The organism is Mycobacteroides immunogenum, from assembly GCF_001605725.1.
GTDB classification, from domain to species: Bacteria; Actinomycetota; Actinomycetes; order Mycobacteriales; family Mycobacteriaceae; genus Mycobacterium; species Mycobacterium immunogenum.
In genome coordinates this window covers 1-13,155 of record NZ_CP011530.1, presented here as the reverse complement: position 1 = coordinate 13,155, position 13,155 = coordinate 1, and the positions used below count along the sequence as shown (strand labels likewise).

At 59.6% G+C, this 13,155-nt stretch carries 13 protein-coding genes and 1 pseudogene; 1 reads left to right on the top strand and 13 read right to left on the bottom strand.

Going from position 1 to position 13,155, the window contains the following annotated elements; translation table 11 throughout:
- Positions 1-22: 22 nt before the first annotated feature.
- From ABG82_RS00065 to dnaN, 12 genes are all read right to left on the bottom strand, one after another.
- Positions 23-478 carry a hypothetical protein gene (locus ABG82_RS00065; RefSeq protein ID WP_054416674.1) on the bottom strand — a complete coding sequence of 152 codons (456 nt, stop codon included), beginning with the start codon at positions 476-478 and terminating at the stop codon, positions 23-25.
- A 247-nt stretch (positions 479-725) separates the two neighbouring features.
- A complete protein-coding gene (locus ABG82_RS00060) occupies positions 726-1,559 on the bottom strand; it encodes a hypothetical protein (RefSeq protein ID WP_043079365.1) in 834 nt (277 codons plus the stop codon).
- Between the two features lie 8 nt (positions 1,560-1,567).
- A complete protein-coding gene (locus tag ABG82_RS00055; RefSeq protein WP_054416676.1) occupies positions 1,568-1,885 on the bottom strand; it encodes a hypothetical protein in 318 nt (105 codons plus the stop codon).
- Between the two features lie 9 nt (positions 1,886-1,894).
- Entirely contained in the window at positions 1,895-2,434 is a 540-nt protein-coding gene (locus ABG82_RS00050) for a hypothetical protein (protein ID WP_078343404.1), read from the bottom strand.
- Between the two features lie 277 nt (positions 2,435-2,711).
- A complete protein-coding gene (locus tag ABG82_RS29195; RefSeq protein WP_043079377.1) occupies positions 2,712-3,056 on the bottom strand; it encodes a hypothetical protein in 345 nt (114 codons plus the stop codon).
- 272 nt (positions 3,057-3,328) lie between these two features.
- Positions 3,329-3,550: a hypothetical protein gene (locus tag ABG82_RS00040; RefSeq protein ID WP_043079336.1), complete on the bottom strand. Its 222-nt coding sequence runs from the start codon at positions 3,548-3,550 to the stop codon at positions 3,329-3,331.
- Positions 3,547-4,764 (bottom strand): hypothetical protein, encoded by a 1,218-nt coding sequence (locus ABG82_RS00035; RefSeq protein WP_043079335.1) that lies wholly within the window; start codon positions 4,762-4,764, stop codon positions 3,547-3,549. The genes ABG82_RS00040 and ABG82_RS00035 overlap by 4 nt, the downstream gene beginning before the upstream one ends.
- Before the next feature lie 117 nt (positions 4,765-4,881).
- Positions 4,882-6,909, bottom strand: a complete 2,028-nt coding sequence (gene gyrB, locus ABG82_RS00030) for a DNA topoisomerase (ATP-hydrolyzing) subunit B (protein ID WP_043079334.1) — start codon at positions 6,907-6,909, stop codon at positions 4,882-4,884.
- A gap of 224 nt (positions 6,910-7,133) precedes the next feature.
- Entirely contained in the window at positions 7,134-7,685 is a 552-nt protein-coding gene (locus ABG82_RS00025; RefSeq protein ID WP_043079333.1) for a DUF721 family protein, read from the bottom strand.
- Positions 7,678-8,826, bottom strand: coding sequence for a DNA replication/repair protein RecF (gene recF / locus ABG82_RS00020; RefSeq protein WP_043079332.1), 1,149 nt, complete (start codon positions 8,824-8,826; stop codon positions 7,678-7,680). Before recF ends, ABG82_RS00025 begins: the two co-directional genes overlap by 8 nt.
- A gap of 19 nt (positions 8,827-8,845) precedes the next feature.
- Positions 8,846-9,739 carry a phosphogluconate dehydrogenase (NAD(+)-dependent, decarboxylating) gene (gnd, locus tag ABG82_RS00015; RefSeq protein WP_043079331.1) on the bottom strand — a complete coding sequence of 298 codons (894 nt, stop codon included), beginning with the start codon at positions 9,737-9,739 and terminating at the stop codon, positions 8,846-8,848.
- A gap of 49 nt (positions 9,740-9,788) precedes the next feature.
- Positions 9,789-10,988 carry a DNA polymerase III subunit beta gene (dnaN, locus tag ABG82_RS00010; RefSeq protein WP_043079330.1) on the bottom strand — a complete coding sequence of 400 codons (1,200 nt, stop codon included), beginning with the start codon at positions 10,986-10,988 and terminating at the stop codon, positions 9,789-9,791.
- 420 nt (positions 10,989-11,408) lie between these two features.
- Here dnaN and ABG82_RS28795 point away from each other — a divergent pair.
- Positions 11,409-11,600: pseudogene (locus ABG82_RS28795) on the top strand (hypothetical protein); the annotation flags it as partial.
- A 79-nt stretch (positions 11,601-11,679) separates the two neighbouring features.
- Here ABG82_RS28795 and dnaA read toward each other — a convergent pair.
- The gene (dnaA, locus tag ABG82_RS00005) at positions 11,680-13,155 is read right to left on the bottom strand and encodes a chromosomal replication initiator protein DnaA (RefSeq protein WP_043079329.1); all 1,476 of its coding nucleotides are present in this window, start codon (positions 13,153-13,155) and stop codon (positions 11,680-11,682) included.

Here is a 13,155-nt window from a genome sequence, read left to right as displayed (position 1 = left end):
GCCCGCCTTCAAGACAAGTCCCCTAGTTAATGGCCGCTATCGACCGTTTTGTCACCGTCACCAGGGCGTCTGCCGCCTGCCGCAACTCGTCGATAGTCGTGGCCTGTCCCGCCACCCATTCAGAACGTGTCGGAAGTCTGAGCGTCCCACGCCACGCATCGAGCTTGACTTCTAAAAACAGTTCGTTGGCCACAGTCCAGTCTTGTTGACCGAATCCGACGAGCACCTTGAAGCCCTCTGCATCCACAAACATGCGCCGGTCCTGCGGGTAGTTCGATATCGACGATTCCGCTGTATCAATCCTGTATTCAGCGACAAACTGCCTCTTGTTATTATCCTCGTGAGGGTGCCCCGCAAAGGTCGGGTCGGAGACATCGAACAAGCAGTACGCCAGCTTGAGGTCTGCGTTGAATTTCGAGGGCCGACTCTCGCCATTGATCCTGGGTTCGCCACCCTTTGTACCGGGCCATGTCATCATCAGGGACTTCAAGATGTCGTCACAAACCTGCAAGACCGGAATACTTGCGGCTTCGGGCGCAGCAGAAATCGGCCGGGTTGAGGTACTCGAGGACGGTGTCGTCAATCCTGGGTTCGAATTAGGGCTAGGTGCCGGACATGCGGCTAAGAGCACGGCGACCGCAGCGGACACACCGGACAAGACGCAACGGTTTCTCACACGCGATGACATTCAGCATAACCTCTCATAGATTGCCGGGCCTACGCAGCTACGAATTGGTAATCACTCCCGGTTTGACTGACCAATCGTTATGGCCGCCCTTCACCGAACCGTCCTTATACCTATCCTTTGCCGACACCGGCCACTGGGCTGGTTGCCCCACCTTTTCGAAGCCCTCGACCGTCTTCTCCAAAGATTTGAAGTTTTGCCGCGATTTGTACTCACCTCGAAAGAATTCAACGTAGGACTCCAATATATCCCGCAAGGCCAGTGCACCATTTGTTATTATGGTGACTGCCGAAGGAATCGCATCAATTAGCCTGAACGGATTACCAAACTTACCAATCTCATCGTAAAACTTCGCCATGAAATCTGTTATTTTGTTGAATAAATCTGTGTACAGTTTCCATCCGCGGTCCGCCATCGAATTAAGTTCAGCCGCAATCAGTTTAGATACCGATTTGATGTTCGCCAGTGCCGTCTTTTGATCTTCTCTGGCGATCGCATACGAATCGGCTCCCAGCCCCTGCCAATCGACACTGAGATTGGTATCAGCGCCCGTACCGGTGGTGACAATGGGGGTGATGATGCCGGCAAGTTCGGGATCCCAGTCACTTGCGTGCCCCAAGTAGGTAAATGGTGCTGCAATCCCTTCGCTCGCCTCGACAAGCTTGTCCCAGACTTTTTCTGCTTGCTCCATCATTTTGTCGCGATTACCCCAGAGATCGTCGATGTCGAGCATGAAACTGAAACGGTCAGCCTGTTCGCACCAATGCTGAATCTCATCCTTTACATGCTGCTTACTACCGATGGCCTCATTGGCTCCGTCCCGTACTTTCTCGAAGTCGCCAATCGCTTTTTCTAACGCCGCTTTATCTGCCACCGCTGCTCCTAGTAGAGATTCTTGAATCTGTGGACACCCTCGTCTTCTTCGCGCTTGTATGTCGCGGCAACTGCGGCGAGGGTGTCTCCAATTGCGTCGAATTCAGTATGGGCCTCGCACATGCGGGTCCACCAATACGTTGCGCAATTAATGTAGGCTTGGTGGGAATACTGGAATGGGCCTGCCTCTAAGCGCGAAATATCCTTAAGTGCTGCCGCTTTACTGGCGGCACCATCCATTGAAGTCGCCATGTTGTACCAAGTTTGTGCAACCTTCTGCATGCTGTCTAACGACACGCTGATCCGGCCGGCATCTGGGTTGGGCATCGTTCTCACCTAACTTTCTGCGAGTAGCGACGGAAGATGGGTGCGAAGCATTTCTTCCAATTGTTCATCGGATAGTTGTCCGTCATCTCTGTTGAATTTTTTGGAATTCTTCGCGTTCCGGATTTCGTCGGCACACTCCACGATCGCATGGGCGACAACACCCGGCCCGACCTGCTTAGCCCAACTAATAGAAACATCCAGTTTGGTTAGTGCAGATCCATCCGCGAGGAGAACCACTCCCGGTCTGCCGGCTTCGTCGCGCTGCTTACTCTCTGCTCGAAAAGTACGTCCGAACGATTCAGACAGCAGGTCCATATATTCGTCCCAAGAACGGGCCGTTAAAAACTCGAGCACGCTGTTCCGGCGCGACGGAACGGTTGATACACCTTTGTCTCCGCTTTCTATTCGCACCTCAATCCGCTTCTTCAGCGCCTCACCGTATCCCTTCGCAAACTGGCGCTCGTAGTCCTCCGCACGGAGTCCTTGGCTGATCTGAACATCGGTTGGCAGATTGCGATCGTCCACAACCACACTGACAGGTCCCGTCACGTTCCCTCCCTCTTCCAGCGTCCCTATCTACAGAGATACGAGGCGGATGCTGGCCGTTTGGTTCCCCTCAGAGCACAGGAATTTTGCAAATAGTTGAATCTGCAATAATCACACCTGCGGCTGCCCGCCCACACACGTTGAAGAAGCGCACGTCATTTGAGGCCGTGAGCGACTGAACTGCCTCATGCCGCAACATCCCCTCGTCGAGAAAACATCCTCAGTCGCTTTACCGAACTCTCATCGAACGGGCCACCGAGTCACCCCAAAGTAGTCATTGCTACTTGGTCCACCCCAGCTTCTTGTTGGCCTCTGCGATGATTGGCGCGGAGAAGTCGCACCACGTTTGTCCGGTCGGTAGTGCGGCCGCCGATACCGCCGCCGAGGTAGGCGTGAACTCCAGCTGCACAATGTTGTTATCTGGTCCTAGGAGCGAGGCCGAGCATTTCGCCGGTTCATCCACCCCCACATAGATATCCGCGCCTTCTGCCTTGATGACACGTAGATTGAAATCTTTGAAATTGCTTGCCGCGTCAGGATTTTTGGACAACTTGATGTCAAGGACGTTTGAATATCCCGATTCCTCGTAGTTGCACTCCTGGATTGCGGTCTCACGGGTGGATATGTCGCTTTCCTTGATCGGCGTGGCACCCTGGTTGCTCAGCGAGTCTGGGAGGACGAGGGTGCACGGCTTCGTTTCTGGGGTGAACGGTGTGAATGCCCCCCGCGGCGGAGCGTCAACCATCGACGAAGTCGGTGCTGCGGTACCCGTGGCCGTCTCGGACTTGGCGCTTGGCGCCGCCGTTTCGGCTGGCTGCTGATGACACCCGGCGAGGGCAAGCCCGAGTACTACTGCGAACCCACTGGCTAGCACTGTGCTTTTCAAGTTGCGTTCCTTCATTTCGGGCCGAAGCGCTTGAACTGGTACACATCGTCCTCTTCGAGATCTGAGAGCGTGCGCGGCTGCGGCGGCATACTGGTCTCGTCTTCGACCTGATGGAAAGGAGTTTCTATGAACTCGTCGGCGGCATGCAGCGCGAGTTCCATCTCTTCGATTCCATCAATTACCTTGCTGTACAACGCGGAAATCCCGTCTTGCAGCAGATCGTCTTCTGTCATTGTGCGTCCGCCCACGGATGCCCGTCCTTGCCACCGGAGTAGGCGCCGCCCGGTGTCTGGGCTACATCGAACGCTCCGCCAAACGCAGCGGGCAAGTCTTTCTTGAGTTGCCTGAACTCATCGCTACCACCGCCGCCGGCCTTCTTCTCGGCTTCGTCCAACTTTTCTTTCAATTTCTTCTCACCCGCGTCCTTCAAGAAATCTACTGGGTTTGAGAAGAAGTCCACCACTGATTTGACGAGGTCCACAGCTTTCTGCACTTCCTCCACAAGCTTCTGCGCTTCGTTGTAGACGTCGTACAGCATCTTGATGACTTCGCCTGCCTCATATGCATTGCCTGCGAAGGGAACTCGGCGCGCGAGGGCCTTCAGTGCGCCCGACCAACTTTTGATCTGCACATGTTCTTCGAGCTTCTTCTTGATCAGCTCGACGATCTTTTTGATCAACTTCTTGATCTCTGCGACCAGCAGATCCAGGCAGTCCTTGACCACCTTGGTCAGTGGTTTCTCGGCCTGGAAGGCCTTCGCGAGCTTAGGCGCCCATCCATCAAATCCCTTGGCAGCATCACCATCCCAATGCGACTTCACCCGGTTGGCCATGGTCTGGAAATCCTCACCAGCTCCAGCTATGCCTTCCCCCGCCTTCGAGTAAGCGTTGCCAATTCGCGTTAGTTCGGCCCAGTTGCCTACCAATTTATTGAAGGTGTCGTTGATGGGGCTCCATCCGGTTCCCCATTTGATGGCGTCATCAGCATCTGCAACCCATGAGGCCGCCTCACGCACGATCCCAACAACGTCGGCTTCCTCATGAGCCGGTGGAGTCAGATCTGGTTGACCGTCCGAGGTGTAGTGCGCAGCCGCAGTAGTGGCATCACCTTGCTGAAAAGAGTCGTGCGCGGTAACCGGGGTATCAGACACCTGGCGGATGCGTTCACTTCGCCGTTGCTCCTGATCGCGGTAGAGATTGGCTAACGAGATGAGCTCGTTGCCCGTCATATACATCACCGTTTGACGCTGGTTGTAACGGTTAGCGGTTGCCGTCCTCATACCTTCGAACGGCGCCTTAATCTGCGACATAAGCCCGTTCCAGCCGTCCTTCGGTCCGGCTTCGGCATTTACGAACGCTTCTACCTTGCCTACATACGCAGCAAGGTCCTCGGTTCCCGCACCCAGACCAGCGAGCTCGTTTGTGTCAACGCTGAACTTCTCGGCCATGCAAACAATCCCCTCCTGTTCTCCTACCTGTATGTAGGACGGGACAGCGCCGGAATCGGTTCCACAGCCGACGAATGAATCTTTAGTTCAGTTGAAGATTCAATAACCAACTAGCCGCTACACGTCGAGGAAGCGCACGTCCCTGGCATTCCGGGTGATGAAGCTACGGCGTGCCTCGACGTCCTCGCCCATCAAAATCGAGAACAGTTCATCGGCGGCAGCGGCATCATCGAGAGTCACCTGGCGCAGCACACGCACCGACGGATCCATCGTGGTCTCCCACAGTTCCTTGGCATCCATCTCACCAAGACCCTTGTAGCGCTGGATGCCGTCATCCTTGTTGATCTTCTTGCCCGCCTTGAGCCCGGCCTCCATCAGCCCGTCGCGCTCACGGTCGGAGTATGCGAACTCCGGCTGGCTGCGCTGCCACTTGAGCTTGTACAGCGGCGGCTGCGCCAAGAAGATGTGGCCGTGCTCCACCAACGGGCGCATGAACCGGAACAGCAGCGTGAGCAACAGGGTCGAAATGTGTTGGCCGTCAACGTCAGCGTCGGCCATCAGCACGATCTTGTGATACCGCAGCTTGGCGATGTCGAACTCGTCATGGATACCGGTACCCAGCGCGGTGATGATCGCCTGGACTTCGGTGTTCTTCAAAACCCGGTCGATACGGGCCTTTTCGACGTTGATGATCTTGCCTCGCAGCGGCAGGATCGCCTGGAACATCGAGTCGCGACCGCTCTTGGCCGAACCACCGGCCGAGTCGCCCTCCACCACATACAGTTCGGACTTCGACGGGTCCGTCGAACGGCAGTCGGCCAGCTTGCCCGGCAGACCACCGATATCGGTGGCGCTCTTGCGGCGCACGAGCTCGCGCGCCTTACGCGCGGCGATACGTGCCTGTGCCGATGAAACTGCTTTGTTGACAACAGTTTTAGCATCGGCCGGGTTCGAGTCGAACCAGTGCTGCAGCTGCTCGTTGCATACCTTCTGCACAAACGACTTCACTTCGGTATTACCGAGTTTGGTCTTGGTCTGCCCCTCGAACTGCGGCTCGCCAACCTTCACCGAGATGACCGCGGCCAGACCCTCGCGGATATCGTCGCCGGTCAGGTTCGAGTCTTTCTCCTTGAGAAGCTTCTTCTCCTTGGCGTACTTGTTCACCACCGAAGTCAGCGCCGCACGGAAACCTTCCTCGTGCGTTCCGCCCTCATGGGTGTTGATGGTGTTGGCGAAGGTGTGCACCGATTCGGAGTAGCCGGCGTTCCACTGCATCGCGATCTCCACCTCGTGGCCTTCACCCTTGCCGGAGAAGTCGACGATCGTGGTGTGGATGGCGGACTTGGTGCGGTTGATGTGCTTGACGAAGTCGACCAGGCCGTCCGGGTAGTGGAACACGCGATTCTTAACCTTATGCGGGGCAGCCGATTCCGCGGCCTGTTCCTCAGCGGTCTTGGGCGCCTCGGCCGTATCGCGAACTACCTCATCCGTCACGTCCGAATCGCTCACCCGCTCATCGGTGAGTTTGATGGTCAAGCCCTTGTTCAGGAACGCCTGCTCCTGAAGACGCCGCGCCACCGTCTCAAAGTCATAGGTGGTGGTCTCGAAGATCTCCGGATCTGCCCAAAAGCGGACGGTGGTGCCCGTCTTCTTCGTGGCGCCACCCTGCTGCAGGGTCCCCGGCACGGACGCCGTGTACACCTGATTCCACTCATGGCCATCCCGCAGGATCTCCAACTCGACCTTTGTGGAAAGGGCGTTAACCACCGAGATACCCACGCCGTGCAGACCACCGGAGACCGCGTAGGAATCCGAGTCGAACTTGCCACCGGCATGCAGCTGCGTCATGACGACGTCGACGGTCGGTATGCCGGAGGCGTGCATGGCCACCGGGATACCGCGGCCGTCGTCCTTGACCTGGATACCGCCGTCGGCCAGCATCGTTACCTCGACGGTGGTGGCGTAGCCAGCCATCGCCTCATCGACGGAGTTGTCGACAACTTCCCAGATCAGATGGTGCAAACCGCGCTCACCGGTGGACCCGATGTACATACCGGGGCGCTTCCGGACCGCCTCAAGCCCCTCTAGGATGGTGATCGAGTCGGCACTGTATTCGCTCTTGGCACTCTTCTTCTGGGCAGCCACGATCGACTTTGTCTCCTGTCTGGAAGTAACGACTCCGGCGGGCCTGCTCAACTACAGGGACCCAGCGATCCGTCTTATGACCATCCTACTGGTCTGCACCGACGGCACCTAGTTTCAGGGCATGTTTCGTCCCCTCTATTTACGCCGTCCGTCGCGTATCTCGGATCACCTTGTGTCATGACGGTCTAGACGCGTGTTCCACGTCGCGACGCGGCGATGAGCGCTCAGCCGTAGGTGTCCCGCGGGCCGCGTCCCGCGATATGCCGTGGTCCCTTGCGCCACGACGGCGCCGTCGGACCGGAGATCTTCAAACTGGTCACCACACCGTCGCCGACGGCGGCCGCGATCTTCGCCAGCAGCTGAGCCTGCACCAGCCGCAACTGTGTCGCCCATGCCGTCGACTCGGCCGCGACCGTGAGCACTCCCTCATTCAGTGCCGTCGGCGTCGCATGTGCGGCGATCTGCTCACCGACAACGGCCTCCCACCGTCCGAAGACCGCGCCTTCCGAAACACGCCCTGACCACCCACGGCGTTTCGCTAAATCCCCTGCCGCCCTTCCCAACAACTGTGGATCACGGGCATCCGGCCCCGGGCCCGACCAGGTACGGCGGCCACCAGCGACACGTCGGCGCTGCTCCGGCGATCTGCCGCCACGACCAATGTCTTTCCCTTGCTGCTTGGCCGCGCCACGGGCTTCCTCCAAGACCCGGCGCACCAGGTCCATACCCTTCATCCCCGCCAAGTGCTCCGGCGGCCACGCCTCATCCTCACTCATGTGCCACCGACTTTCGTCCCGCGGGATCTTCCTGTACCTCGACGGTAACCGTGCGTGCCGACAATTCCTCGGGCACATCGTCCGGGACCGCCGCCGTCACCAAGACCTGTTCGGCATCGGCGGCAACCGTGGCCAGTGACCGCCGTCTGGCGCCGTCCAATTCGGCGAAAACGTCATCCAGCATTAACACGGGATCCGTCCCCTCCGCCCGCAGCAGATCGAATGCCGCCAGTCGCAGCGCCAACGCGAAAGACCAGGATTCGCCGTGGCTCGCGAACCCTTTCGCCGGGCCATCGCCAAGACGCAATTCCACGTCATCGCGGTGCGGGCCCACCAAACAGACCCCACGTTCTATCTCCGCGGACCGTTTGGCCACCAGCCCAGCGTGCAGCGCCTCCGCAAGGCGTTCAACCGACAGCTCGGCCTCCACACCCTCGACACTGCTGCGGTACGCGATATCCGCCGGCCGCGACGCGGGGGCCAGCAGCTGATACGACTTTTCCACCAGCGGGCGCAACTCTCCGACCAGTTCGATACGCGCGGAAAGTAATTCGGCACCGTGGGCCACCAGATGCCCATCCCACACATCCAAGGTGTCCAGCACACTCTGGTCGTTGCGTTGCCGTAACGCCGCGCCGGCGGTCTTGAGTAGCGCCGTCCGCTGCCGCAGTACCTTGTCATAGTCGGCACGTACCCCGGCCATCCGCGGCCTGCGTTGAATCAGCAGATCATCCAGGAAACGGCGCCTATCAGACGGGTCGCCCCGCACCAACGACAGATCTTCTGGCGCGAAGAGCACCGCGTGAAGAATCCCGACGACTTCCCGGGGGCTACGTACTGGCGAACGATTGATCCTCGCCTTGTTCGCGCGGCCCGCGGCGATTTCCAGATCAATCCCCAGCTCACGACCGTCATTGACGACAATCGTCGACACCACCGCGCGCTCGGCCCCGGTCCGGATCAGGGGCGCATCGGTGGCCACCCGATGCGACCCCAAGGTTGACGAATACCAAAGAGCCTCAACGAGATTCGTCTTCCCGTAGCCGTTAGGACCTACGAAAACGGTCCGACCGGGTGCAAGCTCCAAGTCGACACGCTCCCATGACCGGAAGTCACGCAATCCCAGCTGTCGTACGTACACCTCGGCGCGCGCACCTCCCTCAGCCGGAAAGGCCGACGCGCTTAACCGCGTGGCCGCCGAACTGATTGCGCAATGCCGAAACCGCCTTCATCGCGGGCGAATCCTCTTGGCGTGAAGCAAATCTCGCGAAAAGGGACGCCGCGATAACGGGGGCGGGTACCCGATGATTGATAGCCTCTTCGACGGTCCAGCGACCCTCACCGGAATCCTCGGTGTACCCGGAGATCGCGTCGAAGCCGGGGTCTTCTTTGAGGGCCTTGGCCAGCAGGTCCAACAGCCACGACCGCACCACGGTGCCCTTGGTCCAGGCCTGCAGTACCGCCTGCACATCGGTGATCAGCGGTTCCGCGGCCAGCAGTTCATAGCCTTCGGCGTACGCATGCATGAGCCCATACTCGATACCGTTGTGGATCATCTTGGCGTAATGTCCGGCGCCCACGGGGCCCGCGTGTACGAAACCATCGGCCCGATCGCCTTCGGGACGCAGCGTGTCGAAGATCGGCATAGCCCGCGCCACATCGTCGTCGCTGCCGCCGACCATCAACCCGTAGCCATTTTCCTTGCCCCACACGCCACCGGAAACACCCGCGTCGATATATCCAATTCCCTTGGCAGCCAATAGATCCGCGTTCGGCTGATCCTCAGTGAACCGCGAGTTACCGCCATCGATCACCAGGTCGCCCTCGGACAATTCGGCCGCGAGATCAGCGATCGTCTGCTGCGTGATCGGACCCGAAGGCACCATCACCCACACCACCCGAGGCGCGTCGAGCGCGTCGGCCAACCCTTTCAGCGACGGCACATCGGTGACCTCGGGACGAGGGTCGTATCCGATGACCTCATGCCCGCCGGCCCGCAGCCGGTCGCGCATGTTGAAACCCATCTTGCCCAGACCAACCAAACCCAGCTGCATGACCTATAACCTCCGAAGACCCGTCTGTATGCCGATAGGAACGCACGCCCTAGCCGGGCAGGCGCACCGGCATCAATAGATAGACATAGTCAGTTTGCGCTGCCGTAAACGGCCCGGAGCCTTCCGGCGAGCTTTGATCGTCATCCGCAGGACGCAGCACGGCCGGACGGCTCGGAGTGGTGAATCCAAAGGTCACCCGATTCGAATGCAGCGACCCCAGCCCGTCGGTCAGGTAGGTCGGGTTGAACGCGATCGTGAGGGGCTCACCGACGAACTCCACCTCGAGTTCTTCTTCCGCGCGACCCACGTCGTCGGCGCCAGCCGATAGGCGCAGCAACCCCGGTTCAAACTCCAGACGGATCTGGGCACCACGATCGGCCACCAGCGCGACACGTTTGATGGCCTCGACCAGCTCCGAGATCGCAATCGTTGCCAACGCGGTGTGCTCGGTCGGCAGCAGCTGGCGGAACTTGGGGAATTCCGCATCGAGCAGACGTGTCGTGCTGCGCTTACCGTCGCTGACGATGCCGAGCAGACCTTCGGAACCGATGGCCGAACCCGCGCCCAGTGCCAACTGCACATCCGAACCACTGGATGCGGACTTCGCCGCTTCGGACAACGTCTTGGCCGGTACCAACACCGCGGCGTTGGTTTCGCTGGATCCCGAGGTCCACTTGAGCTCGCGCACCGCCAGGCGGAACCGGTCTGTTGCGGCCAAAACCACTGTGTCACCGTTGATTTCGACACGAATACCGGTCAGCATGGGCAACGTGTCGTCCTTACCGGCAGCGACCGCGACCTGACCGATTGCTTCGGAAAACACATCGGCGCCCAGCGCACCGGTTTCCTCCGGCAACGACGGCAGGGCGGGATAGTCCTCCACTGGCATGCTGGGTAGCGAGAACTTCGCGCTTCCACAGCTGAGCAGCAAGCGCGTGCCCTCCAGCGCCACATCGACGGGCTTGTTGGGCAATGACCGGGTGATATCCGACAACAGCCGGCCCGAAACCAGCGCACTGCCCGCCGCGGCCACTTCGGCAGGAACCTTCACCTGCGCGGAAACCTCGTAATCAAAGCCGGACAAGGTCAAGCCCGTGTCGTGCGCTGTGAGCAGCACGCCCGCCAACACCGGGACCGTCGGCCTGGAAGGCAGACTGCGCGCAACCCACGCCACCGAATCGGCGAAATCGTCACGCGCGACCCTGAACTTCAGGCTGGTGTCTGCGGCAGTGGGGCTCGCGAGATCCATGAATACCCTTCGCTTCCTCGATGTCCAGGTCGGACGGTTGCACACAAAAATCCGTGATGGCCATCGTGGCACGTCCGGCTGACAAGGCTGACAGCGCATCGGGTCGCCATCCGGCATCACCGGGGGCACCGTGCACAGGTCTTGTCACTCGGAGCGGGAAGCCGTCAGGCCATGCGGCTTCCGAAGCACAACCGTAGATGCTTTCGCCGCGTCGGGAAAGCGGATCGGTTTCTTGTAAGACCCCTGTCGTCCATCGCTGGGTTACCGGTTGGACGGGCCATGTTGACGCGTCCATCCACACAGCTGCTTTTAGAGAGAAAGAATAGATAGAGATTTGAGCAGTATTAGTAGGTGCTGTGGAATCTGTGGACAGACAACTGTTATCGCACCACAGCGCGCTGCCAGAGCTGTCAGGAATTTGTGGATTCGGATGTGACTGAGCGCCGGTGGATGTGGACGCCGCGTCGTTCGTTCAGCAACCCCCAAGCGATCATCGGTTCGGTCAACATCAGTCCACAGTCCTGTGCACAACCCGCCGATGTTGTGGATGTGACGTGTGAGCCCCACGAGGTGACAAAAAATCGTCGAGAAAAATCTCCAAAAGTCTTGAAATTCCCGTGTGTTGAGACGGCGTGGCGGTGTCGCGACACAAAAAAACCCGGCCGCGCGGGCCGGGTGGGGGACGGGTGCGTCAGTGACGGGAACGTTGGCGTATCCGGGCGGTGAGCTCCTTGACGTGATCGAAAACCTCACGCCGTTGCGCCATTTCGCCGCGCACCTTCTTGTCCGCGTACATGACCGTGGTGTGGTCACGGCCGAACGTCTGCCCGATCTTGGGCAGCGAGAGGTCGGTGAGCTCTCGGCACAGGTACATGGCGATCTGACGGGCTTGTGCCAGCGCGCGCGTCTTACCGGGCCCACGAAGCTCCTCGACGGTGGTGTCGAAGTACTCCGCCGTGACAGCCATGATGGTGGCGGCACTGATCTGGATGGAGTTGGCATCCGGGATGAGGTCGCGCAGCACGATCTCGGCCAGCGAGAGCTCAATGGGGGACTTGTTCAGTGACGCGAACGCGGTTACCCGGATCAGGGCACCTTCAAGCTCACGGATGTTCCGCTCGATGCGACTCGCGATGAGCTCCAGCACGTCGTCGGGGACGTCGAGCCGATCCATCTGAGCTTTTTTACGCAGGATGGCGATGCGGGTCTCCAGCTCAGGCGGCTGGACATCGGTGATCAAGCCCCACTCGAAGCGGGTCCGCAGACGATCTTCCAGAGTGGCCAGGCCCTTCGGCGGGCGGTCCGAGGAGATCACGATCTGTTTGTTGGCGTTGTGCAAGGTGTTGAAGGTGTGGAAGAACTCCTCCTGGATACCTTCCTTGCCTTCGATGAACTGAATGTCGTCGACCAGGAGAACGTCGATGTCGCGGTAGCTGCGCTTGAAGGCGACCCGGCGGTCATCGCGCAAAGAATTGATGAAGTCGTTGGTGAACTCTTCGGTGGAGACGTATTTGACACGCATACCGGGGAAGAGACGCTGTGCATAGTTCCCCGCGGCGTGCAGCAGGTGCGTCTTGCCCAGGCCGGACTCGCCCCAGATGAACAGGGGGTTGTAGGCGCGCGCGGGCGCCTCGGATACGGCGACGGCTGCGGCATGAGAGAACCGGTTCGAAGCGCCGATGACGAACGACTCGAAGGTGTACCGCGCGTTGAGACTCGTATCAGGGGTCTCAGCCTTGTCGGCGCCGCCCGGGCGATTGATGAAGTAGGAAGGCCACGATTCGTGTGCGCTGGCAAGCGCCTCGGTGGTCTCATCGACCTCGTCGAGCTCGAGTTCGGGGGCGGCTCCGGCGACGTCAGAATCTTCGCCAGGAGCCGGTGCCGCGATCCGCACACCGAGCTCGACATTCTCGCCGAGCCGTCGGGAAAGTGCCTCGACGATGGGACCGCGCAGATGTCGCTCGATCTCGTTTTGGACGAAGCTGGAGGGCACGGAGAGGAGCGCGAAGCCCTCGGCCATGGTGAGCGGTTTGACCAGAGTGAGCCAGGCGCGCTGCTGCGGCGTCAACGGCGGAAAACTCGACAGATATTGGTTGTCGTCACCGTTGAGCTCTGCGACGACGGTATTCCATACCGCCGTGAACTGGGAATTCAGTTCATCAGTCAA